This window comes from Pseudomonas lini (genome assembly GCF_964063345.1).
GTDB lineage: Bacteria > Pseudomonadota > Gammaproteobacteria > Pseudomonadales > Pseudomonadaceae > Aquipseudomonas > Aquipseudomonas lini_B.
The window spans coordinates 5,483,239-5,506,434 of record NZ_OZ061318.1 but is presented as its reverse complement, the minus strand read 5'-3'; the positions used below and the strand labels follow the sequence as shown (position 1 = coordinate 5,506,434).

Below are 23,196 nucleotides of genomic sequence, written 5' to 3'. Positions count from 1 at the left end.
CGAATTGTCTGATGCGGTTGGGGCGCTCCAGGTAATGCGGTTCTATCAACTTACCAATGGAATTAAGGACCGCTACGCTCGGGGGGTGCGAGAAATTCAAGGTCGCCTTGGCGATTTGATGGCAGAAGGGAAAAGCGGACCTAACGGTTTTAAGCGATTGCACAGGACATCTGTCTTCTTTCGAAACGGCGCATGGCGCCAAAATTCTGGCAATTGTATCAAGATTTTTATATAGAGTAATCCTCCGTTGGGCTGGAACTCCCCCTGTAACGAGTGGAGTTCTACCTCCGATGACGTGCCTTGACACACCACACGCACCCAACCGGAAGCTGGCCTTTGTGCCGCAGCAGAAACTCAGTTTGGCTGTTCTGATGTGGGCGAATTCAGATACCGCACTGCGGATACGATGCGGCTGGGACCTAGCCTTTGATTCGGCAGCGCTCAACAGAATCCACCCAAAACCCTTGTTGCTGCCGACAGACCTTTTTTCACCGCAATGCGTGCCTTAGGGTTTGGCACCCCAACGACCAGCCTTAACATGTCGTTGTTTGCTCGGCGCGCATCACTCTTCTTTCGGATATGGACAGTTAGCTCTTGTCGATAACATTGGCAGGCGAAGATTCTGGCCGAAAGCAGACATGTGAGCCGAAATGAATATTCCTTTGCAGAAAACACTCGCCCACAAAAAAGCCCACTGACCGTCACCGATCCAGTGGGCTTTCCGATTACGCTTCTAGTTACAGAGCCATATCAGTCGCAGCATTAGCCTTCGGCGCCTTAGCCGGAGCGGCCGGAGCAGCAGCCGGAGCCGCCACCTGACCAATCGCCGGCGGCGGAGTCAGCTCCAACACCTTAGAGGTGTAAGCCCACTCTTGAGCCACTTTCTCAGGGCTGCTGTTCAGCTGAGTGCCATAGCTCGGCACGATCTGATGCAGCTTTTCCTGCCAGGCTGGCGAGGCAACCTTGTCCTTGAACACTTTCTGCAGCACGGTCAGCATGATCGGTGCGGCAGTCGATGCGCCCGGCGATGCACCCAGCAGACCAGCAATAGTGCCGTCAGCAGAAGCAACAATCTCGGTACCCAACTTCAGCACGCCACCGGCAGCTTCATCACGCTTGATGATTTGCACGCGTTGGCCGGCTTGCCACAGGCGCCAGTCTTCGGCTTTGGCGTTCGGGAAGTATTCTTTCAGGGCGTTGAGGCGGTCTTCGTCAGACAGCATCAGTTGGCCTGCAAGGTACTCGACCAGCGGGTATTCCTTGATGCCGACCTTGGTCATTGGCCACACATTGTGTGTGGTCGTGGTGGTCAGCAGGTCCAGGTACGAGCCTTCTTTCAGGAACTTGGTGCTGAAGGTCGCGAATGGGCCAAACAGGATGACGCGCTTGCCGTCCAGCACGCGGGTGTCAAGGTGTGGAACCGACATTGGCGGTGCGCCAACGGAGGCTTTGCCGTAGGCCTTGGCCAGGTGTTGTTCGGCGATGGTCGGGTTTTCGGTCACGAGGAACGAGCCGCCTACCGGGAAGCCTGCGTATTCCTGGGCTTCAGGAATGCCGGACTTCTGCAGCAGGTGCAGTGCACCGCCGCCCGCGCCGATGAAGACGAACTTGGCGTCGGTTTCGGTTTTGGTGCCGTCTTTCAGGTTTTTGTAGCTGACGCGCCAGCTGCCGTCTGCGTTCTTGGTGATGTCTTGCACTTCGCTAGACAGTTTCAAGTCGAACTTCGGTGTGGTTTGCAGGTGCGCGACGAACTGGCGGGTGATCTCGCCAAAGTTCATGTCGGTGCCGAGCGGGCTCCAGGTGGCCGCGACTTTCTGGTTCGGGTCACGCCCTTCCATCATCAGCGGAACCCACTTCTTGATCACAGCCGGGTCTTCGGAGTACTGCATGCCGGCGAACAGCGGGCTCGCTTGCAGGGCTTCGTAGCGCTTCTTCAGGAACTTGATGTTGTCATCGCCCCACACAAAGCTCATGTGCGGAGTGGAGTTGATGAACGAACGCGGGTTCTTCAGCACGCCTTGCTGAACTTGCCAGGCCCAGAACTGACGGGAGATCTGGAAGGCTTCGTTGATTTCAACGGCTTTCGCGATCTGGACATTGCCCTTGTCGTCTTCCGGGGTGTAGTTCAACTCGGCCAGGGCGGAGTGACCGGTACCGGCGTTGTTCCAGCCGTTGGAGCTTTCCTGGGCGACGCCGTCGAGGCGCTCGACCATTTCCATCGACAGGTCGGGTTCCAGCTCATTGAGCCAGACACCCAGTGTTGCACTCATGATGCCGCCGCCAATGAGCAGCACATCGACTTTCTTTGCCTCTTCCGCGTAGGCGGACGTGATCCCCATCGACAAAGCCAGCCCCAGCAGGGCCGTGTTCAGTTTCTTAAACATTTGTAGCACCTATGATAAACGCCATCCGCCCCCAATCCTCAACATGAGCAACCCAAGAGTACGGGTACGCAGGCAGCGTGCCGTGGGTTCCTGCACTTACAAGGATTTGGAGGTGGGCACACAAGGCCGACGTGTCTCCATCGACCTCAGTTATATGTCCCTCGCGTACTGATTTTTATCATTATTGGCTCAGCTACTTTGAGCGACATTGATTCTGTCGGACGTCTGTGGACGTACGAACCGAATAAGTCAAACCAAGTTAATGCGACAGAATATCACGCCTCGGCCAGCCTGCGCGCCCGAAAGGACTCAACAGTCTAGACGGGACGAGGCCCGCGATCGGCGTCTTTGCTCAAACGTTCCAGCACAAACGCCTTGGCGTTACGCGTCATCTGGTCGAGATGCCGGTCGCGCTGCTTCTCCGCATCGATCATCGCCCGCTTGCCGTGTTTGTGCAGCAGATACGTATGTATCTGCCGCACCTCCAGAGAACTGTAGATAAATGTGACATCCAGTAAGCCCATCAAGCCTTCGGTACCGTGATCACGGGTGTTCATCAGCACCTGAGTGCCGCGCACGCCCAACACCTGGAAGCCCATCGATTCGAACCAGGGCACCTTGGCGACCGTGCAGGTCAGTTCGGCATGCGGGTAGCGACCGAGCATGTCTTGCAGCATCGCCCGTGCGACACCCCGCCGCCGATGGCTGGCCTGCACCGCCATATACGCCACGCCGCACGCTTCGGGATCGTCCTTGACGGGCAGGTACAGCAGAAAACCGATGACCGTCTCGGGGTCTTCGTCATCCGTTGCAACAATCAGTTCGACAGCGATGCCTTTGGCGCCGCTGAGCGCTTCGAGGTAGAGATGAACCTCGTAGCCCACCGTGTATTGATAGACGTTGTACAACGGGTTGCTCGGCGCGATGCCCACCATGCTGATGTCGGTTAAATTGTCGACGACCATCTGCAGAATCTGGCTGTTGATGGGCTCCGGGCACGGGGTGGCAAAGTGGGTGAGCTGGGGCATTGGGTTTCTGACTCCGGGTTAAGCCCGCTATTGTCACAGATCGAGCCCCTCACAGGAAAATCAGCGCTCGGGCGCGACGATGCGGAAGCGGATGTTGATGTCGTTGGAGACAACCTTGTCGCCCCACTCCCCTTCCCCGATGTTGAAGTCCCTGCGCTTAACAATGATGTCGCCATCGAAGATCCCGATGGCTTTTTCCGGCTTCAACTGCACCTTCACCTGCAACTCGCGCGTCATGCCCCTGAGCGTGAGATTGCCGGTGATCAAGTAGCGATGGTCGCCCAGTGCTTTCACCCCGGTCGATTCAAAGGTCGCCACCGGATAGTCCGCCGTGTTGAACCAGGCAGGCTTTTGCAACTCGCTGTTGGCATCGCTGCCCCCGGCGTCGATGCTGGCAAGGTCGATGGTCAGCCTGGCGTGGGCCGCCGTGGGGTTCGCCGTGTCGAAATCGAGCGTGGCGTCGAACTTGCCGAAGGTGCCGTACGCCCGGGAGCCGAACTGGTTATAGGTGAAAGAGATCTTGCTGGCGGTGGTGTTCACCTGGGTGTACTCGACGGCATGGGCGCACGGCAAGGTGCCGAGCGTGAGGATGGCGAGCAATGCGGCGAAACGCGTGAATCGAGGGATCATGGGATTCTCTGGTTGAAGCGCCCTGGGATTTAAGCGCCGCATAGGTGTGCCTGCGATAGTTGGACTTAAGCAAATAATCGATGGTTATTCCAGCGCAGCCGTGCCCGCACGCCTTTACCCGCCGCGCCATTACTGGATAATGGCATCCCGCCACAATCAGGCCCTGACCTTGATATATCAAGGTTTTCTATTGCTACAGCCTGACAGTCGCCTTCAAGGATGGACGATCGGCTACGGAACAAGGAATCAGCACTGTGATATCTCCGCAAGATTCAGCAATATCGCTTACCCGCACTCAGAAATTCACCTCATTGATCACCCGCGGCATGGCAGGCCTCAGTGTCGTGCTGGGCGCCATGTGGGCGTTGATCACTTATGCCGTGCCGGACCCTAGCGTGTTCGGCTTCAGCTTCATCAGCTGGAAAAACGTCGTGTTGCTGGTAAGTACCTTTCTGTTTCTGGGGGCCGTTTCAATCGGCTGGCAGATTCGTAACTTCACGCCGATGCTCCGCGGTGCATTGCAGTTTTCCATGGTTGCCGGCTTGTCTTTCGGCTTTTTCATCCTGGGCACCGAATACGCCAAGCCCTCTTTCGAATTCGCCAAACTGCAAACCAAGATCGTCGAAAACGAAGGCAACAACCTGCTCGGCAAGCGCATGGAAGTGCTGGATAACGTACGTATCGAACTGGAGGGTTGCGAAAATATCGGCCGTTTGCCCACCTGCACATTTGAACTGACCAACCTTAACGTGGACCGCAGCTTTCGCTTCGATGACGGCACCCGGCTATTCGACGAGTCCGGCGGTCCGCTTGAGTTCGAGTCGATCCGGGTGGGCCAGGTCGAGGACAGCGCCCGGCTACGCTTTCAGCTGATTCGCAACGTACCGACACGCGTTACGCTGATCTTCCAGCAGAGCAACAGCAAGCTGAGCAAAACGCCTGCGATCAAACTGGCGTTTCGGGATGGGAATGATGAGGCGCTTACCGTCAAATTCAGTGAGATTGTAATGCGCTAGGTGCTGGAATAAGGGCTCTTTACCGGCTCCAGGAAAGTCCTCGATGTCGAGGACCTTCCTGGCTTTTTTTCAAACGGTAACGTCACCAACCCGAGGGATCAGACGCTCGGGTGGGTGTGGTAGATCTTACTGACGATGGTCCACTTGCCTTCTACCTTCAGCAGGTTGAAGAAGTCGGTGAAGCGCAACCCCGATACGTTGTCGGTATCGACCCGCGCACTGGCCGCCGTGCCGACGATGTCGATGCGCACGATGGCGGCTTTGGCTTCCGGGGACGGACGGAATGCGGTGTCGATGACGTCGTAGAGATTCTGGATCGCGCCGCCGACGAGCTTGTCGCCATCGACACCAAACATCGTGGCCTGCTCGTTGAAGGCGGGCTTCATTAGCGCGCTATCGGCCTTCGCGCCACCTTCGTTGTACTGGTTAAGCACCTCGACAATCGCGTTGTATTCCTGAACGTAAGTAAGACTGCTCATTGCATGACTCCTGATAAGTAACTGACACTGAATTGGTTTTTTCGCACTCATGCGCTGTTGCCAGGCGCCGGCCTGCAATCATTCAACCGGCGCTTTTTCGGGGATGAGGCCGCGCACTTTCAGCGCTAGCGTCGGTGGTGGGCCAGTCGGTGTAACCCTCTGCCCCACCGCCGTAGTAAGCCTCACGGTGTGCAACGACCAACTCGAAGCCAAAGCGCAGACGCTCGACCAGATCCGGGTTGGCGATAAAAGGTCGGCCGAATGCGACGGCATCGACCTTGCCTTGCGCGCGCCGCGAAACGGCCAGATCAAGGTCATAACCGTTGTTGCCAATATACGGGCCGTCGAACAACGCCCGTAGCGCGTCCAGGTCAATGCCTTCCGGTACATCGCGAGATGTGGCGGTGGCCCCTTCGACGATATGCAGATAAGCCAGTTGGAACGCGTTCAGTCGCTTGATCAGATAGCCGTAGGTGGCCATGACGTTGCTGTCGGGCTGTGTATTGCCCGCGTCCGGCGTCACCGGCGAGAGGCGGATGCCAACCCGGTTGCCGCCCCAGATCGCGACCACGGCTTCGGTGACTTCGAGGGTCAACCGAGTCCGGTTCTCGATGGAACCGCCGTATTGGTCGGTGCGCTGATTGGTGGAATCTCGCAAGAACTGGTCTAGCAGATAGCTGTTGGCAGAGTGAACTTCAACGCCGTCGAAGCCTGCGCGTTTTGCACATGCGGCTGCGTGCTTGTACTGCTCGATGATGCCCGGGATCTCCGATGTCTCCAGAGCGCGGGGCATGGACACTTCAACCACGCCGTTGGCGGTGTAGGTGGTGCCTTGGGCTTTGATCGCCGATGGCGCCACCGGAAGTCCGCCATCCGGTTGCAGGTCTACGTGGGAGAAGCGTCCCACGTGCCACAGCTGGCAAACGATTCGACCGCCCGCGGCATGGACGGCATCGGTCACCTTCTTCCAACCAACCACCTGCTCTGGCGTCCAGATACCAGGAGTCATGGCATAGCCGCGACCTTGGGCGCAAATATTGGTGGCCTCGCTGATAAGCAGTCCGGCGCTGGCCCGCTGGGCGTAGTAAGTGGCATGCAGTTCGTCAGGCACACCGTCTTCACCCATGCGGCTACGGGTGACTGGCGCCATGACAATACGGTTGGGGAGATCGAATGCGCCCATTCGGCACGCAGAAAAAAGATCGGTTCTCAGGCTGTTATCGGTCATGTTTTACCTCGAATAAAAGACCAGAGCCATCGCCCAGGGTTGGCCGACGGCTCTTTATCAATGGCTAGGTTTTCTGCACCACTCGGGCAACCCCTGAAGGCTCAATGCTGACCTTTTCCCACTTGGCGATGACCAAGGGCGCAATCGCATTGCCCAGCACGTTCAGGGTGGTGGTGCCGCTGTCGATAATCCGGAAGATGCCGGCAATCAGTGCGACCCCTTCCAGTGGAAGACCGGCAGACGCCAGGGTGGCGGACAGGATGATGATGGCGAATCCGGGGACGCCGGCAGCCCCTTTGGAGGTCAGCACCATCGTCACCACCAGCAGTATCTGCTGGGACAGCGACAGATCGATCCCATAGAGTTGCGCGACAAAAATCGTCGCCACGCCGAGGAAGATCGACGCGCCATCGAGGTTGAATGCATAGCCCACCGGCACCACAAAACTGACGATACGGCGCGGCACGCCATAGTGTTCCAGCTTGCTCATCAGCTGCGGCATGACCGACGCCGATGCGGCGCTGGAGAACGCCAGAATCAACTCATTACGCAAATACTTGATCAGTTTGAAAATATTCTCGCCAATCAGGTAGCAAATACCGCCCAGCACCACCAGCGCAAAGACAATCAGAGCCAGGTAAACCACACCGATCAACTTGAGCAAAGGCAATAGCGAGGAAAATCCGAAGGTCGCAACGGTAGCGCCGATCATGCCGAATACCCCGATCGGCGCATAAGCCATGACAATACTGACGACCTTGAACATGGCATCAGAGATGCCTTGAACCACCGCCACTACTGGTGCGCTTTTTTCTCTGGGGAGTGAGTTCAATGCCAGGCCAAACAGCACGGCAAAGAACAGTACCGAGAGCAACTTTGCTTCCGACATCGCGACAAAAACGTTATCGGGAACGATGTTCTGCAGGATGACGAGAGCGCCCTTCGAAGGCTCCATGTTGACCGACGCGGTACTGTGGGAAATGCCCGAAATATCGGTACCCGTGCCGGGCTCGAAGATATTGGCGAAACACAACCCCATCACAATGGCCAGGCCGGTAATCGCGAAGAAATACCCCAGCGACTTGATGCCCATGCGCCCAAAAGACTTGTTATCACCACCGCCGGCAATACCCAGAATCATGCAACAGAAGACAATGGGAACAACGACCATCTTCATCATCTTGATAAAGATATCGCCAAGGGGTTTGAGGATTTCAGAACTGATCCAGCCTTGATACTGCGGGTGTGTATTGAAGTACCAACCGACGAGCACGCCAAGCAACAGCCCGGCAACTATTTGCCAAACCAAAGGGATACGTTTCATGTCTAGCCTTCTTGTTGGAATGAAAGGACTGCGTTACGTAGCAGTTGCTAGAGTCATGAGCTTCCAGCTCATTTGAATTCGAATGGCACAACAAGGTTGTGTCATTCCTTCTATTACTTGGCGAAGAGCTGGCTCATATCCTTGAACGCCTTGAACTCAAGTGCGTTGCCACACGGATCGAACAGGAACATGGTGGCTTGTTCGCCGACCTGCCCCTTGAATCGAATGTAGGGTTCAATCACAAACTCTGTACCAAAGGACTTCAGGCGCTCGGCCAGGGCTTCCCACTGCTGCCATTCCAGGATGATGCCGAAGTGCGGGACGGGGACGTCGTGCCCGTCTACCGGATTGCTATGCACACTCTCCTGAGAAGCAGTTTTTGGGTGCTCATGGATAACCAGTTGGTGACCGTAGAAATCAAAGTCGACCCACTGCGTGCTGGAGCGCCCCTCTTGCAGACCGAACACTTCACCGTAAAAGGTGCGTGCCACCGCGAGGTCATAAACAGGGATCGCCAGGTGAAAAGGAGAAAGGCTCATCGGAACTCCAAAGGTGTTTTATCGGTTTTGTTTTTGATTACGGAGCTAATCGTAGAGCCGCAGACCAAGCAAAAAAATCAATATATATTTCTTAGAAACACAATTAATATTTGTGAATGATCAAAGAACTGAAAACACTTATCGCCGTCGCGCGGGAAGGCACCTTTGCCGCTGCGGGCAACAGGATCGGGCTGACCCAGGCCGCCGTGAGCGCCCAGATGCAGCGTTTGGAGGCCGAGCTGGGTTTTCAGATTTTCGACCGCAAGGGCCGCTCGGCTCACTTGAACAGGATGGGGCATCAGATACTTCTGCAGGCGCAGGAGCTGCTTCGCCTTTATGACAATCTGGGGTCCACCACGGTTGGGCTGCCAGCCAGCGTGTTGGTAAACATCGGTGCCATCGCTTCCGTGCAGCGCTCGTTCTTGCCGGACGCGCTCGCCAAATTTCACCAACAATGCCCGCAATGCCGAACGCGTGTGATCCCCGGTCTGTCGATGGAGTTGGTCAATCTGGTGGATGCCGGCGAGATCGACATGGCGGTGATCATCCGTCCGCCCTTCTCGCTGCAAAGCGATCTGCGCTGGACGACCCTGGCACTTGAGCCCTACCGGCTGATCGTTCCGCGCGATGTGCCCGGAGAGGACTGGTCGGCACTGCTTTGCAGCCAACCCTTCATTCGGTATGACCGATCATCGTTCGGCGGCAGGCAGGTCGATCGTTTCTTGCGGCAGATGCATTTCACTTTGCGTGAAGTGTGCGAGCTGGATGAATTGGAGGCCATTATCAAGCTGGTCGAAAATGGCGTCGGTGTAGCGCTGGTGCCGCAGACGGCGCCCAATCAGGACTGGCCCGCCGGGGTGCGCGTGCTGGATCTGGGGCAACACACCTTTCATCGTGATATCGGCCTCGTCCATCGGGCTCGGCAAAGTTTTACCGAGCCGGTTCGGGTACTGGCCCAACTGATCGTTGAGCAGGTTCAGAGCGGTTACGAATAAGCCCCAATCATCCACTTCACTTTTTCCAGCGCCTCCCTCAATGCGCCCATTTCCACCGAGCCCAGCGCCAGGCGAAACGCATGCGGAACGTTGGCCGAGGTGGCAAACGGTTCGGCGGTGGAAACCGACACATTTTCGCGCATCAACGCCATGGCGATCTGATCGGCCCTTGCGTCTTCCGACAACGGCAACCAAAGAAAATACGACGATGGATGACGAATGCAGCGCAGCCCCGCCAGTACCTCGCCGGCCACGACTTGCCGGGCCTGCGCGTCCTGGCGCTTTTGCGCTTCCAGTTGCAGGACGGTGCCGTCGTCGAGCCATGCAGTGGCAATTGCCGTCATCACGCCCGGGGTGTTCCAGGTGGTCGCTTTGATCGTGCGCTCCAGCGCGGGCACGTGTTGAAGGGGGGCGACGACGAAGCCGACGCGCAATCCAGTGGCCACACTCTTGGAGAGCCCTGAAACGTAAACCGTCCTCTCGGGGGCGAGTGCCGCCAGCGGTGCGGGGGGATTTTCCGCCAGGAAAGCGTAAGCGGCGTCCTCGATTATCAGCAGCTCATGCCGGCGCGCAATCGTCACCAGATAGTCGCGTTGATCGGCACTCATCACCCACCCCAGCGGATTGTGCAGGGTCGGCATTGTGTAAATGGCCCGCACGCGTCTATGCCGGCACAGGTTTTCCAGCGCCTCCAGATCAGGGCCGTGATCGAGCACTGGAATAGGCACGATTTCAAGGTGCAGGGAGTCGGCCAGGGCCTTGAATCCTGAATAGGTCAACGCGTCCGCTGCAATCACGTCACCGGGTTGCAACAGCGCCATCATCGTCACGGCCAGCCCCTGCTGGGCACCAGTGACGATCAACACCTGCTCCGCCTCAACCGTCAAACCCCGGACGCGCAGATGGCGCGCCACAGAGGCGCGCTCATGCGGGCGCCCCGCGTGTGGCTGATAGCGCAGCAGCGATTCCAGATCGCCGGCCGATGCGAGTTGGCGCAGGGCATTTCGCAACAGTTCTGCCTGCCCGGGAAGCGCCGGGTAATTGAAGTTCAGGTCCGTCATGCCAGCGGCAACGGCATGCTGGTCGATAGCCTGGTTGGGTGACCACGAGGTTTCCCTGACGAATGTCCCCCGCCCCGCTTCCCCGCTGACCAGCCCCATGGCTTCCAACTCCGCATAGACCCTGGTTGCCGTCACTAAAGCCAGCCCTTCGGTTGCCGCCAACTGACGGTGCGTCGGCAAGCGCGTGCCCGGCAACAGTCGCCCGGAGCGGATATCCGCCGCAAACGCATCCACCAGTGATTTGTAGCGTGAACGAGGCATGCGCAAGTGTATCCATGACAATATTTTGATTGTATTGAGTTTCGTCCATACGATGCCTCCCATGCAACCCGCATAAAGGGAGTCCTCAATGGAACGCACATCGAATCTGCAACACCACACCACGGAAAATGTCGCGAGCGGCTGGCTCAACGGGTTCATTGGCGTGCTCATTTTCAGCGGCTCGCTGCCCGCGACACGGGTGGCCGTTGTGGAATTTGACCCGGTCTTTTTGACGGTTGCCCGGGCCAGTATCGCTGCCCTTCTGGCGCTGTGCATGCTGCTGCTTTTCAATGAAAAGCGACCGGCCAAGCGTCAGCTTCTCTCCCTGGCAATCGTGGCGCTCGGCGTTGTATTCGGGTTTCCGCTGCTGACTGCGCTGGCGCTGCAATATGTGACGTCCGCGCATTCCATCGTCTTCGTTGGCCTGTTGCCACTGGCCACGGCAGCGTTCGGTGTCTGGCGCGGTGGCGAGCGCCCCCGGCCGGTTTTCTGGTTTTTCTCAGTGCTGGGAAGCCTGCTGGTGGTGGGGTTTGCCGTCTCCCAAGGCCTGACCGCCTCTCCTGCGGGGGACATTCTGATGTTGCTGGCCATCCTCGCCTGCGGATTGGGCTATGCCGAAGGGGCGAAGCTTTCCAGAACACTGGGCGGTTGGCAGGTGATTTCCTGGGCACTGGTGCTGTCGCTGCCCGTCATGATTCCGCTGACCTGGTATCTGGCCCCACCTTCGCTCTCGGGAATAACGCCGACCGCATGGTTCAGTCTGGCTTACGTCTCGCTGTTCAGCATGTTTCTCGGCTTCGTGTTCTGGTACCGCGGGCTAGCCCAGGGCGGGATTGCCGCCGTCGGTCAACTTCAGCTGCTACAGCCGTTTTTTGGCCTGGCGCTGGCGGCCACGCTGCTGCACGAGCAAGTCAGCCTTGGCATGTTGGGGGTAACCGTTGCGGTGATCCTTTGCGTGGTCGGTGCGCGCAAATTCTCGAAGTAGACGGCTATCCGTCAGAAACCGACTGTTGGTCGGCCTGGGGGCCGCAGGAATACTTACTTAGGACATTACCGAGAAGGAGGAAAGCTTCGAAATCACCGCTGAATTGCCAGGCATGGATCAGGAAAATATCGACATCAAATTGTCCAACGATCCCAGACAGTACTTCGCGCAAAAAAGCCCCTTGTCGGGAAGCCGGCACGGGGCTTTCTTGATGTGGTCTAAAAAATAACCGGGCGCGCGCGGCTAATGCCTGTCAGTTAATCCATGTGGGAGCGGGCTTGCTCGCGAAGGCGCCGGGTCAGCCAACATCAATGTTGAATGACACACCGCTTTCGCGAGCAAGCCCGCTCCCACAGGTTTCGTTCCTTAACTGACCGGCAATCAAGCGGGCGCGGCTCGTTATGAACGACCCTGCGTTCCCACGCTGAGCCGAGGCCATGAAAAAGAACGAGCAGTGGAACCTGTCCTACTTCGCGATCGCTTTTATCGTGCTGAGCCTCATGCAGATATTCTTTGGCGAGCGCCAAGCCGTGCAGCCCCTCCCCTACAGCCAATTCCTGCAACTGTTGAACGAGCAAAAAGTCAGTGATTTGAGGGTCGATAAGGACCAGATCAGCGGCAAGTTGCAAGAGCCCATCGACGGACACGATCGGTTCTCCACGATACGGGTCGATCCGGCGCTGGCGACCGAACTCTCTCAATCGGGCGTCGGTTTTACCGGAACCACCGAAAACACCTTTATGAACAGCCTGTTGGGCTGGTTGTTGCCGTTTGTCCTGATCATGGTGTTCTGGAATTTCCTGTTTCGCGGGATGGCGGACAAACAAGGGCTTGGCGGGCTGATGAACGTCGGTAAGTCCCGGGCCAAGGTGTTTGTCGAACGCGACACCGGCGTGACCTTCGCCGATGTCGCCGGCATCGACGAAGCCAAGGCCGAACTGGTGGAAATCGTCTCGTTTCTCAAGAACAAGGAGCGATACGCACGCCTTGGCGCGCACATTCCCAAGGGCACCTTGCTGGTCGGCCCGCCAGGCACCGGCAAGACGCTGGTGGCCAAAGCCATCGCTGGTGAAGCCGGTGTGCCGTTTTTCTCGATCTCGGGTTCCGAGTTCGTCGAGATGTTCGTCGGGGTCGGTGCGGCCCGGGTACGCGACCTGTTCGAACAGGCACGGCAGGCGGCGCCCTGCATCATCTTCATCGATGAACTCGATGCGCTGGGCAAGATGCGCGGCGTCGGTACGCTGGGCGGCAATGACGAAAAGGAACAGACCCTTAACCAGTTACTGGCCGAGCTGGATGGCTTCGATCCCCGTGAAGGCGTTGTGTTGCTGGCCGCGACCAACCGACCAGAGGTCCTCGACCCGGCGTTGTTGCGAGCCGGGCGCTTTGACCGGCAGATTCTGATCGACCGCCCCGATCGCAAAGGGCGGGAGGCGATCCTCAAGGTTCATCTGCAGAAAATCACCGTGGAGCCAGGGCTCGATGGCGCGCGTATCGCCGAGATCACCACTGGTTTCACCGGCGCCGACCTGGCCAATCTGGTTAACGAAGCAGCCATCGTCGCCACCCGGCGCGGTGCCGAAGCGGTCAGTCTGAACGATTTCACCGCAGCGGTAGAACGCCTCATCGCGGGGCTCGAACGCAAGAGCAGCCTGCTCGATCCCGACGAGCGCCGGGTCGTGGCCTATCACGAAATGGGGCATGCCCTGGCCGCCAGCACGCTGCCAGCGATGGATCCGGTGCATAAAGTGTCGATCGTGCCCCGCGCCATCGGTTCGCTCGGCTATACCCTGCAGCGACCGACCGAGGATCATTTCCTGATCAGTTGCCAGACCCTCAAGGACCGGATTGTCGTGCTGATGGCCGGGCGCGCCGCCGAGGACCTTGTCTATGGCCAGATATCCACCGGGGCCGCCGATGATCTGGGCCGCGCGACTGATATCGCCCGCCAATTGATCACCCGGTTCGGCATGAGCGCCGAACTCGGACAATCGGTGCTGGAGCGGCAAAACGCGACGTATCTGGGAGACCGCATGGCCACGGTGGGCGAGAAGGATTATTCAGAACAGACCGCCCGGGAAATCGACTTGGGTATCCGCGCCCTGCTCGATGAAGCCTACCAACGCGCCAAGGCATTGCTTGCGAGTCGCCGGGCCGATCTGGATGAGGGAGCCCGCCTGTTGCTGGAAAAGGAAACCCTCACCCCCGAGGAGTTCCCGCCTCTGCTGCCGTTGAAGCCACCCCCGGCATTGCCGCGACCGTGACGCCACTGATCCCCCATTTAGTGTTTTTTCCGGCACTGTTCGCCAACAACGCTAGGCTTACAAACAATGTGGTGATTATCGCCATTTTGCAGGGAGCGCAAAAATGGAAATCATTAACCGTTGGCAAAACCTCTCTCTCAGGATGGCCCAGGGAGGAATGCCGCAATGAAGCTTTCCAATCATTACAAATGGACTGCCCTGGGCGCCATTGCGCTGACACTTTTCAGCGTACTGATATTTTTGCTGATCAAATCATATTCCTACGAAACATCGACCTACTTCGAGTCCCGCGACTTCGTTCGCCAACTCAAGCAGTTCGATGCCAACTGGAACGTGAAGATTCTGCGAGCCAAAATCGGCATAAACAACAATTTGCTTCTGGTGGCGCACCCTGAAGCAGAGCAGCGTTGGGCGCAGCTCGACCACCTCAACGCTACCGGCCCGCTTTCGACCCTTTGGGAGTCTCGACGGCAGGGTTATCTGGATGCGGTGGAAAACAAAACCCGATTGGTTGAGCAATTCAAACAGCACAACACGGTGTTGCGAACTTCACTGGATGCCCTGCCTGAGCTGGAAGATGACATCCAGGCGCTGCGGGAAGATTTCAACGACAAACACCCGGTGGAGCATCTTGCGGCGGCCGCACTGGTGCTCGATCTTACGTTGGACACCCTTGAATACGCCCTCTATGTCTCCAACGAAAGAGCTGAGGAAATATCCGGACATCTGAAAGATCTGAATGAATACATCAATCAACTGCCGCCGGAACAACGCCCGCCTTTCACTGCCTTTGTAGGCGCTGTGAACGCGATCGTTCGAGAGCAGCCCATCGTCAATGACCTGCTTGATCGCATCAGTGTGATTCCGGTCGCACAGCAACTGGACAGCATCAACGAGTTATTGAACGAGACACAACGGCGAACCGGCGCGACAGACCGCCAATATCACCTTTATCTCGGGATATGCGCCGGCATCATGGCGCTGCTGTTGTTGTACCTGGCCGTCCGCCTGATTCGCAGCTACGCCCTGATCAACAAGATGAACAATGAGTTGCAAACGGCAAACGAACGGCTGGAACAACGCGTTGAAGAACGCACCCGCGAACTGTTGGAAGCCGAGCGCGAACTGGTCGAAGCCGCGCGGATGGCCGGCATGGCGGAAATCGCGACCAATGTGCTGCACAACGTCGGCAATGTGCTGAACAGCGTTAACGTCTCGGCAGATGTGATCACCCGCAAATTGGCGACCAGCAAAACCCTTGGCCTGGGTAAAGCGGTGAACATGATGAACGAGCATGCCGAAGACCTGGGGCAGTTCATCACGTTCGATGAAAAAGGCAAATTGCTTCCCCTTTACCTCAATCAACTGGTCGACTCCATCGCGGCCGAGCAATCGAGCATCGTTGATGAACTGTCACAACTCACCAAAAGCATCGATCACATCAAGGACATCGTTGCCACTCAACAGGCCTATGCTGGCGCCGCCAGGCTGGTCGAACCATTGAACATCGTTGATCTGTTTGAAGATGCGTTACGCATGAATTCCGGCGCCTTGAGTCGGCACCATGTCGTAGTCACCAAGGACTACCAGGACACGCCAACGATCATCGGCGACAAACACCGACTGCTGTTGATCCTGATCAACCTGATCAGTAATGCCAAATATGCAATGTCCAAGGTCAGCGACCGCCAACGCCATATGACGCTGGGCGTCAAGATTATCGATAACGCAACGTTGCGCCTCAGCGTTGAGGATCAGGGCGAAGGCATCGCTGCCGAGAACATGACCCGCATCTTCAATCACGGCTTCACCACCCGCAAGGAAGGTCATGGTTTTGGACTGCACAGTTGCGCGCTCGCGGCGGTAGAGATGAACGGGCATCTTCGCGTTCACAGCGATGGACCGGGGCATGGCGCGGTTTTCACGCTGGAGATACCGCTGGAGACTGCCGACGCATTGTCGACCGCTGGAATGTCAGTCAGTTAAGCGCAGAACCTGTGGGAGCGGGCTTGCCCGCGAAGAGGGAGTGTCAGTCGACATTAATGTTGCCTGACACACCGCCTTCGCGAGCAAGCCCGCTCCCACAGGGATTGTGGTTTTACTCACTGGCATTAGTCGCCCCGCCATCACGCCAACGAGCCTACCCCACCAAAACCATCAACTGTTGGCGCTGCGCATCCGTGAGCATCGGGCCGAAACCCGCACCGGCGTTTTCCGCCATGTAGCGCGGGTTGCCCGTGCCGGGGATGACGCAGGTCACCGCCGGATGAGCCAGCAGAAACTTGAGCGCCAGTTGCGCCCAACTATTGATTCCCACTTGCGCGGCCCATCCCGGCAGCGGTTTGCCTTTCAATCGAGTGAGCAAGCCACCGCCGCCGAAAGGCCGATTGCAGATCACCGCCACGCCACGTTCGCGACACAGCGGCAGGATTCGTTTCTCGACGCCACGATCGTCCAGGGCATAGTTGATCTGCAAAAAATCCAGCGGCTCTGCTTTCAACACGGCCTCCACTTCGTCGTAGGCCGACGCGGTGTAATGGGTGATGCCGATGTAGCGGATGCGCCCTTCTGCCTTCCATTGGCGCAGAATGGGCAGGTGGATTTTCCAGTCCAGCAGGTTGTGAATCTGCATCAGATCGATACGGTCGGTCTGCAACAGCTTGAACGACTGCTCCATCTGCGCGATGCCTTCTTCGCGCCCCTGAGTCCAGACCTTGGTGGCCAGAAACGCAGGCGAGCGAGGCCGATGGATTGACAGCAACTCACCGGTCGTCTGCTCGGCGCGACCGTACATGGGCGAACTGTCGATCACTGTGCCGCCTTTCTCAAACAACGCGATGAGCACGGCGGGCAGTTGCTTGTAGGCGGTGTCGGAAGGCGCGACATCAAAGCCGCGATACGTGCCCAACCCGACCATGGGTAACGGCTCGTTGCTGGAAGGAATGGCTCGGGTCAGCATGTTCTTGCCTCCTGTTTCCGTCGACGACGCCGATGCGGCAAAGGCCGGATCGAAGGTGAAGACTGCCGAAACACCAGCAGCCAGCGTGAGTATTTTTCTGCGGCTGAAAACAATCATAGGCAAAGACCAATGCCAGTCAGTGAAGCGCAATCCCTGTGGGAGCGGGCTTGCCCGCGAAAGCGGTGTGTCAGGCGACATCAATGTTGACTGTGATGCCGTCTTCGCGGGCAAGCCCGCTCCCACAGGTTCCTCACCTTAGCTGACTGGCATTGGTACCTCTCCTGTACAGCTGAAATTGCTGAACTACACTTTGGCGGCACTCAAGCAATAGCTGTCTCAAGGCCTAAAGCAGTCAATGTTGTCCACTAAACTTAGCCGAATGTCGCGAACCCTGGTGTTTCTCTTCGCTTTCATTGCCATTGCGTACCTGGTGCTCTGCGTCGCACTGTTCGTATTTCAACGCGCCCTGATCTACTACCCGCAACCCCGCGCCATCGACGCGCCCGAAACGCTGCTGACGTTGCAAGTCGCCGATGCGCAGGTGCTGGTGACCGTCAGGCCGCACGACGGCCCGAAGGCGTTGATCTACTTCGGCGGCAATGCCGAGGACGTTTCCCGCAGCCTGCCCGACTTTTCGCAGGCGTTTGCCGATCATGCGATCTATTTGCTGCATTACCGAGGCTACGGTGGCAGTTCCGGGTCGCCGTCCGAAGAAGCGATTCAGCGCGATGCCATGAGCTTGTTCGACATGGTCTACAACACCCATCCCTCTATCGCCGTGATCGGGCGCAGTCTGGGTTCGGGCGTTGCCGTGCGCCTGGCCAGCCAACGCCCGGCCTCGCGGCTGATTCTGATCACGCCCTACAACAGCCTTGAAGACCTCGCTGCCCGCCAATTCCGCTGGTTCCCGGTGAAGTGGCTGCTTCGGGACAAGTTCGAATCCTGGAAATACGCCGCCCACATCACCGTACCGACGCTGTTGATTGCCGCCGAGCACGATGAAGTCATACCGCGCTCAAGCACGGAAAAGCTCTACACACATTTCGCCAAGGGCGTGGCCTCGCTGCAGGTGATACCGGGCACGGGCCACAATTCGATATCCGAGAGCCCGCAGTACCTCAAGCAGATGGGTGCCGCGTTGTGAGGGCCTAAAGCACGGTCACAAAAACGACATGATTGCTTAACGTTTTTTTTACAACGCCGCAGGCACGTTATGCGTGTCTGCAGGCGCGGCGGCTCAAGATAAGCGCCGCGCAGACTTTTGACAGGGCAATGGAGCAAGAGGCATGGAGCCAACGGTGGTATCGACCCAAACACATACGCTGATCAGCACGCACTCAGGGGTGAATGTCATGCAAAGGCCTCCTTTGTGCACGGCGGAGATTGGTCGCGCAAAGGCGCGGGCCTCATGACAGTTCTGGTCACGGGCGCCGCCGGTTTCATCGGGTATCACACCGTCAAGCGTTTGTGTCGCGAAGGCCTTGAAGTGGTCGGTATCGACAATCTAAACGACTACTACAGCGTGGAACTCAAGCATGCACGGCTCAAGGAGCTGGAATCCTTGCCGGGCTTTCGTTTCCAGCACCTGGACATCGTCGATAAACCAGCCTTGATGGCGTTGTTCAAAGACCATGCTTTCACCGAGGTTGTGCACCTGGCGGCGCAGGCGGGCGTTCGCTATTCGCTGGACAACCCGGACGTCTATGCGCAGTCGAATCTGGTGGGTTTCCTGAATATTCTGGAAGCCTGCCGGCACCACCGCCCCGCGCATCTGATCTATGCCTCGAGCAGCTCGGTGTACGGCACCAACCGCAAAATGCCGTTCAGCGTCGAAGACGCCGTCGATCATCCCATTTCGCTGTATGCCGCCACTAAACGAGCCAATGAACTGTTGGCGCACAGCTACTGCCACCTCTATGGCCTGAAGGCCAGCGGCCTGCGCTTTTTTACCGTTTACGGGCCTTGGGGGCGCCCCGACATGGCGCTGTTCAAGTTTACCGAGGCGATCATCAAAGGCTTGCCGATCGACATCTATAACCATGGCCAGATGTCGCGCGACTTCACTTACATTGACGACATCATCGAAAGCATCGCTCGCCTGCGCTCAAAACCACCGGTACCGAGCGAGCCCGGTGATGGCGCAAACCGAATCTTCAACATCGGCCGTGGCCAACCGGTGCCGCTGCTGGAGTTCGTCGATTGCCTGGAATCGGCGCTGGGCATCAAAGCCCAACGCAACTTTATGCCGCTACAGGCAGGCGATGTGGTCAAGACCTGGGCCGATATTTCGGCATTGGCCGAGTGGGTCGATTTCCGCCCTCAGGTGACGGTTGAAACAGGCGTGACGGAATTTGTGAAATGGTATCGCCACTTCTATCAGATATGAAACGTAAGCCCTTGATAATAAAAGACCAAGGAGCAAAGGGGACTCTATGAGCCAAGACATTTTTGTATCTGTATTGATTCCAGCAAAAAACGAAGCGAACAACCTCAAACCGTTACTTGAGGAAATCCGCACCGCATTGGCCGATGAGGCTTACGAAATCATTGTCGTGGACGATGGCAGCACCGACTCCACCTTGCATGAGCTGCGGCAGATGAAAAACAGTGGCCTGAGTGAATTGCGCATCCTGCGCCATGAGCGTTCGCTGGGGCAAAGCACCTCGCTCTACCATGCGGCGCTCAACGCCCGGGGCCAATGGCTGGCGACACTCGATGGCGACGGTCAAAACGACCCCGCGGACATCCCCGGGATGTTGGCGCTGGTGCGTGGTGAACAGGGTCTGGTCGACGTTCAGTTGGTGGCCGGGCACCGGGTCAACCGCCGCGACACCGCAAGCAAGCGCTGGGCTTCGCGTTTCGCCAACGGCCTGCGCAGTCGCCTGCTTAACGACGCGACCCCGGACACCGGCTGCGGGCTGAAGCTAATCGAGCGCGAGGCATTTTTGCGCTTGCCGTACTTCGACCATATGCATCGGTTCATTCCCGCGCTGATCCAGCGTCACAACGGCCGCATGATCGTCCATCCGGTCAATCATCGCCCCCGCACGGCCGGGGTGTCCAAATACGGCAACATCGACCGCGCCCTGGTGGGCATTTTCGACCTGTTCGGCGTTTGGTGGCTGATCAAGCGCACCCGGTTGAACACCAACGCACAGGAGATCGAAGGATGAACCTCTCCCGCGAAACCCTGTGGCTGGTGATCGGCTTCGGTGGCCAGATCGCCTTTACCGGTCGCTTCGTCTTGCAGTGGCTGTACAGCGAATACAAGAAACGCAGCGTGATCCCGGTGAGCTTCTGGTACCTGAGTATCGTCGGCAGCACCCTGCTATTCGCTTATGCCATTTACCGCGAAGACCCGGTCTTCATTGTCGGTCAGGCGTTTGGCTCCATCGTCTATTTGCGCAACTTGCAATTGATTGCTCGCAGCAGACATTTAAAGGACTGAGCCATGCGCAAAACCCTGTCGCCCGGGATCGAATGCCTGGGCTTGATGCTGCTTGCCTTGCTATTGATCGGCGCCGGGCTGGGGCTGCGTCAACCGCAGAATGTGGACGAGGAACGCTTCCTCGGCGTGGCACTGGAAATGCTGCACAACGGCGCGTGGTTCATCCCACACCGCGCCGCAGAGATATACGGCGATAAGCCACCGATCTTTATGTGGACGGTGGCGTTCTTCGCGTGGCTCACCGGCCTGCCTGCCCTCGCCCTTTATATTCCGGGGCTTTTGTCGGCCGCGACGGTCACGGCCATGGTCTACGATCTGGGCCGCAGATTATGGAATCAGCGCATCGGCCGGACGGCGGCGCTGTTATATCTGGCGACTTATCAGACGTACAGCATCCTGCGAACCGGGCAGATCGACAGCCTGTTGATTCTGTTCACGTCGCTGGGCCTGTATGGGCTGGCTCGGCACCTGCTGCTCGGCCCCGCCTGGCGCTGGTTCTATGTGGGCTGCGCCGCCATGGGCATTGGCGTGATCACCAAAGGGGTTGGCTTCGTCCCGGTCCTGATGCTGATTCCGTATGCCTACGCGGTACGCAAAAACTGGTCCGGTGTAGTGGCCATGCCCGGCGAGAAGCGCAAGTGGTTCCTCGGCTTGCTGATCGCGCTCGGCGCCATCGCAATCTGGCTGCTGCCCCTGGCGCTTTCCATTGTGCTCAATGGCACTGCGGAAGAAGTCGCCTATGCGCGAGAAATCCTGCTGCGCCAGACGGCGGGACGCTATGCCGCCGCGTGGGACCACCGCGAACCATTCTGGTATTTCTTCGTCCACGTGATCCCGCAATATTGGCTGCCATTGGTTCTGGCCCTGCCGTGGCTGGTGCCGGCCTGGCGCAGACAACTGCGCAAACACGACGGTCGAGTGCTGGTGCTGCTGGGCTGGGTCGTGCTGGTGGTGCTGTTTTTCTGCCTGAGCAGCGGCAAACGCAAGTTGTACATCTATCCGGCGCTGCCAGGGCTGGTGCTGGTGGCAGCGCCGCTGATTCCCTGGTTGCTCAAGCGTTGGTTCGGCAAACGCCCGCGCGGTCGGCGAATATTCCAGGGGCTGGTGGTGACCTGGTTTGTTCTGTGGTTCGCCCGCGGTTTCGTCGAGCCGATAAAGGACGGTTCCAACCCCCATGAAGCGATCATGGCGCAGGCAGCGACCATGACCCATGGCGCCGACCTGGTGTTGGTCAACTGGCGCGAGGGCCACTGGTTATTCGCCCGACAGCCGATCGTGCATTTTGGCGTCAGAAACTCCTCGGTCGAACAAGCAGCGCAGTGGTTGCGTGACCACCGTGAGGCGTACGCCTTGGTCCCGGGCGCAGTGTTGAGCCAGTGTTTCAATCCTCAAGCGGCCCATCCGCTGGGCGAAACGTCTCGTGCGCAGTGGTCGATTGTAGGCGCCGATGCCGATAACGGACGTTGCCATCCCGGACAGCCGCCCAAGGTCTATCGCTTCAGCTGGGACAAGGAAAAGTCATGAGCAAGAGATGGAGAACTGGAATATTTTTCATTGTTGTACTGCTTGGCGCCTACGCGGTTTCCGCATATTTCATGGTCCGCCAGCAGCTGTACGCACACTGGCAAAACCGCTGGCACGGCAATCAGGCGCCGGACAAAAACATCTGGTTGCCGGATTATAAAGCCGTGGTCCAGGCCAAGCCTATTGCGAGCGTCACCGATTTGTCCGGCATCACCTATGACCCGGACCGGGATCGTCTGTTGGGGATCACCAATAGTTCTTCCATGTCGATTGTCGCGCTGAGCCGTAACGGCGATCTGCTCGAACGTTATCCGCTGATCGGGTTCCAGGACACCGAAGGCATTGCCTACCTGGGTAAGGGGCGAGTGGTGATCGCCGATGAAATGTTGCAGCGACTGTACGTCGTCACCTTGCCGAGTACCCCTGAACCCATCCATGCGGAAAATGCACCGTTTCTCGCCATCGAGATCAACCTGAGCGAACACAACAAGGGCTTTGAAGGCGTGACGTATGATCCGGTCAATGATCGTGTCTTCGCGATCAAGGAACGCGATCCGCGGCAGCTGTATTCGGTCACGGGCATGCTGGCTTCCATCGACGGCTCGTTGCAGGTGCGCATCAAGGACTTGACGAACTGGATCGACCGCAGCGTCTTCGGCATGGATCTTTCGGAGGGTTACTACGATCCGCGGACCGGTCACTTGCTGATACTGAGCGAGCAGTCCGACAACGTGACCGAACTCGACGAGAAAGGTAACTTCGTCAGCATCCGCTCACTGCTCGGCCTGACGGATGACCTCGAAAAGAACATACCGCAAGCCGAAGGCATGACCATGGACGCCGACGGCGAGCTTTACATTGTGAGCGAGCCCAATCTGTTCTACCGGTTCAGCAAATCGAAGGCCGCTGTGGCGGAGAATCAGCAGAATAATTAATGAGTTTTGTGTTGGATGGGCCGGCCTCATCGCGGGCAAGCCCGCTCCCACAGTGATCGGTGTCGTTCACAAATCTTTTGGTCAAAGCAGATACCTGTGGGAGCGGGCTTGCCCGCGATGAGGCCCGCAAGAACAC

21 protein-coding genes and 2 pseudogenes are annotated in these 23,196 nt (G+C 57.9%); 14 read left to right on the top strand and 9 right to left on the bottom strand.

From position 1 onward, the window contains the following. Nucleotides 1-737: 737 nt before the first annotated feature. The 3 genes from mqo to AB3226_RS25060 form a co-directional block, all read right to left on the bottom strand. A complete protein-coding gene (mqo, locus tag AB3226_RS25070) occupies nucleotides 738-2,384 on the bottom strand; it encodes a malate dehydrogenase (quinone) (protein WP_367375045.1) in 1,647 nt (548 codons plus the stop codon). Between the two features lie 317 nt (nucleotides 2,385-2,701). Next, nucleotides 2,702-3,412 (bottom strand): GNAT family N-acetyltransferase, encoded by a 711-nt coding sequence (locus tag AB3226_RS25065; protein WP_367375044.1) that lies wholly within the window; start codon nucleotides 3,410-3,412, stop codon nucleotides 2,702-2,704. Nucleotides 3,413-3,472: 60 nt separating this feature from the next. Beyond that, entirely contained in the window at nucleotides 3,473-4,042 is a 570-nt protein-coding gene (locus AB3226_RS25060; RefSeq protein ID WP_367375043.1) for a YceI family protein, read from the bottom strand. Nucleotides 4,043-4,368: 326 nt separating this feature from the next. Here AB3226_RS25060 and AB3226_RS25055 point away from each other — a divergent pair, with 326 nt between their 5' ends. After that, nucleotides 4,369-5,058 carry a hypothetical protein gene (locus AB3226_RS25055; RefSeq protein WP_367375042.1) on the top strand — a complete coding sequence of 230 codons (690 nt, stop codon included), beginning with the start codon at nucleotides 4,369-4,371 and terminating at the stop codon, nucleotides 5,056-5,058. A gap of 98 nt (nucleotides 5,059-5,156) precedes the next feature. On the opposite strand, the gene AB3226_RS25050 is transcribed toward AB3226_RS25055, so the two are convergent. The 4 genes from AB3226_RS25050 to AB3226_RS25035 all read right to left on the bottom strand — a co-directional run bounded on the left by AB3226_RS25050 (nucleotide 5,157) and on the right by AB3226_RS25035 (nucleotide 8,628). Continuing rightward, a complete protein-coding gene (locus AB3226_RS25050; RefSeq protein WP_367375041.1) occupies nucleotides 5,157-5,537 on the bottom strand; it encodes a nuclear transport factor 2 family protein in 381 nt (126 codons plus the stop codon). Nucleotides 5,538-5,619: 82 nt separating this feature from the next. Beyond that, nucleotides 5,620-6,765: an alkene reductase gene (locus AB3226_RS25045; protein WP_367375040.1), complete on the bottom strand. Its 1,146-nt coding sequence runs from the start codon at nucleotides 6,763-6,765 to the stop codon at nucleotides 5,620-5,622. 64 nt (nucleotides 6,766-6,829) lie between these two features. Beyond that, nucleotides 6,830-8,089: a cation:dicarboxylate symporter family transporter gene (locus tag AB3226_RS25040; RefSeq protein WP_367375039.1), complete on the bottom strand. Its 1,260-nt coding sequence runs from the start codon at nucleotides 8,087-8,089 to the stop codon at nucleotides 6,830-6,832. Between the two features lie 113 nt (nucleotides 8,090-8,202). Beyond that, a complete protein-coding gene (locus AB3226_RS25035) occupies nucleotides 8,203-8,628 on the bottom strand; it encodes a VOC family protein (RefSeq protein ID WP_367375038.1) in 426 nt (141 codons plus the stop codon). Nucleotides 8,629-8,744: 116 nt separating this feature from the next. Here AB3226_RS25035 and AB3226_RS25030 point away from each other — a divergent pair, with 116 nt between their 5' ends. Further along, nucleotides 8,745-9,623 (top strand): LysR substrate-binding domain-containing protein, encoded by an 879-nt coding sequence (locus AB3226_RS25030; protein WP_367375037.1) that lies wholly within the window; start codon nucleotides 8,745-8,747, stop codon nucleotides 9,621-9,623. Here AB3226_RS25030 and AB3226_RS25025 read toward each other — a convergent pair. Beyond that, nucleotides 9,614-10,945: a PLP-dependent aminotransferase family protein gene (locus AB3226_RS25025; RefSeq protein ID WP_367375036.1), complete on the bottom strand. Its 1,332-nt coding sequence runs from the start codon at nucleotides 10,943-10,945 to the stop codon at nucleotides 9,614-9,616. The two genes, AB3226_RS25030 and AB3226_RS25025, sit on opposite strands and share 10 nt — an antisense overlap. Nucleotides 10,946-11,033: 88 nt before the next feature. Here AB3226_RS25025 and AB3226_RS25020 point away from each other — a divergent pair, with 88 nt between their 5' ends. The 5 genes and pseudogenes from AB3226_RS25020 (at nucleotide 11,034) to AB3226_RS25000 (ending at nucleotide 16,180) form a co-directional block, all read left to right on the top strand. Next, entirely contained in the window at nucleotides 11,034-11,930 is an 897-nt protein-coding gene (locus AB3226_RS25020) for a DMT family transporter (protein ID WP_367375035.1), read from the top strand. A gap of 61 nt (nucleotides 11,931-11,991) precedes the next feature. Then, a pseudogene (locus AB3226_RS25015) lies at nucleotides 11,992-12,078 on the top strand (Hsp20/alpha crystallin family protein); the annotation flags it as partial. A 112-nt stretch (nucleotides 12,079-12,190) separates the two neighbouring features. Next, a pseudogene (locus AB3226_RS25010) lies at nucleotides 12,191-12,289 on the top strand (metal ABC transporter ATP-binding protein); the annotation flags it as partial. 78 nt (nucleotides 12,290-12,367) lie between these two features. After that, nucleotides 12,368-14,194, top strand: coding sequence for an ATP-dependent zinc metalloprotease FtsH (gene ftsH / locus AB3226_RS25005; RefSeq protein ID WP_367375034.1), 1,827 nt, complete (start codon nucleotides 12,368-12,370; stop codon nucleotides 14,192-14,194). A gap of 165 nt (nucleotides 14,195-14,359) precedes the next feature. After that, nucleotides 14,360-16,180, top strand: a complete 1,821-nt coding sequence (locus AB3226_RS25000; RefSeq protein ID WP_367375033.1) for a DAHL domain-containing protein — start codon at nucleotides 14,360-14,362, stop codon at nucleotides 16,178-16,180. A 154-nt stretch (nucleotides 16,181-16,334) separates the two neighbouring features. Here the strand turns inward: AB3226_RS25000 and AB3226_RS24995 are convergent, their stop codons facing one another. Beyond that, nucleotides 16,335-17,153 (bottom strand): aldo/keto reductase, encoded by an 819-nt coding sequence (locus AB3226_RS24995; RefSeq protein WP_367375032.1) that lies wholly within the window; start codon nucleotides 17,151-17,153, stop codon nucleotides 16,335-16,337. Between AB3226_RS24995 and AB3226_RS24990 the strand changes: the two genes are divergently transcribed. The 7 genes from AB3226_RS24990 to AB3226_RS24960 all read left to right on the top strand — a co-directional run bounded on the left by AB3226_RS24990 (nucleotide 17,152) and on the right by AB3226_RS24960 (nucleotide 23,060). Next, a complete protein-coding gene (locus AB3226_RS24990) occupies nucleotides 17,152-17,412 on the top strand; it encodes a hypothetical protein (RefSeq protein ID WP_367375031.1) in 261 nt (86 codons plus the stop codon). The two genes, AB3226_RS24995 and AB3226_RS24990, sit on opposite strands and share 2 nt — an antisense overlap. A gap of 96 nt (nucleotides 17,413-17,508) precedes the next feature. Then, complete coding sequence (locus tag AB3226_RS24985; RefSeq protein ID WP_367375030.1) at nucleotides 17,509-18,297, top strand: alpha/beta hydrolase; 789 nt, start codon at nucleotides 17,509-17,511, stop codon at nucleotides 18,295-18,297. A 264-nt stretch (nucleotides 18,298-18,561) separates the two neighbouring features. Continuing rightward, nucleotides 18,562-19,539, top strand: a complete 978-nt coding sequence (locus AB3226_RS24980) for an NAD-dependent epimerase (protein ID WP_367375029.1) — start codon at nucleotides 18,562-18,564, stop codon at nucleotides 19,537-19,539. Between the two features lie 46 nt (nucleotides 19,540-19,585). Next, nucleotides 19,586-20,326 (top strand): glycosyltransferase family 2 protein, encoded by a 741-nt coding sequence (locus AB3226_RS24975; protein WP_367375028.1) that lies wholly within the window; start codon nucleotides 19,586-19,588, stop codon nucleotides 20,324-20,326. Next, nucleotides 20,323-20,601, top strand: coding sequence for a lipid-A-disaccharide synthase N-terminal domain-containing protein (locus AB3226_RS24970; RefSeq protein WP_367375027.1), 279 nt, complete (start codon nucleotides 20,323-20,325; stop codon nucleotides 20,599-20,601). The genes AB3226_RS24975 and AB3226_RS24970 overlap by 4 nt, the downstream gene beginning before the upstream one ends. 3 nt (nucleotides 20,602-20,604) lie before the next feature. Beyond that, the gene (locus AB3226_RS24965) at nucleotides 20,605-22,125 is read left to right on the top strand and encodes an ArnT family glycosyltransferase (RefSeq protein ID WP_367375026.1); all 1,521 of its coding nucleotides are present in this window, start codon (nucleotides 20,605-20,607) and stop codon (nucleotides 22,123-22,125) included. After that, on the top strand, nucleotides 22,122-23,060 hold the full coding sequence (locus tag AB3226_RS24960) for an SdiA-regulated domain-containing protein (RefSeq protein WP_367375025.1): 939 nt from the start codon (nucleotides 22,122-22,124) through the stop codon (nucleotides 23,058-23,060). The genes AB3226_RS24965 and AB3226_RS24960 overlap by 4 nt, the downstream gene beginning before the upstream one ends. The last annotated feature ends 136 nt before the right edge of the window (nucleotides 23,061-23,196 follow it).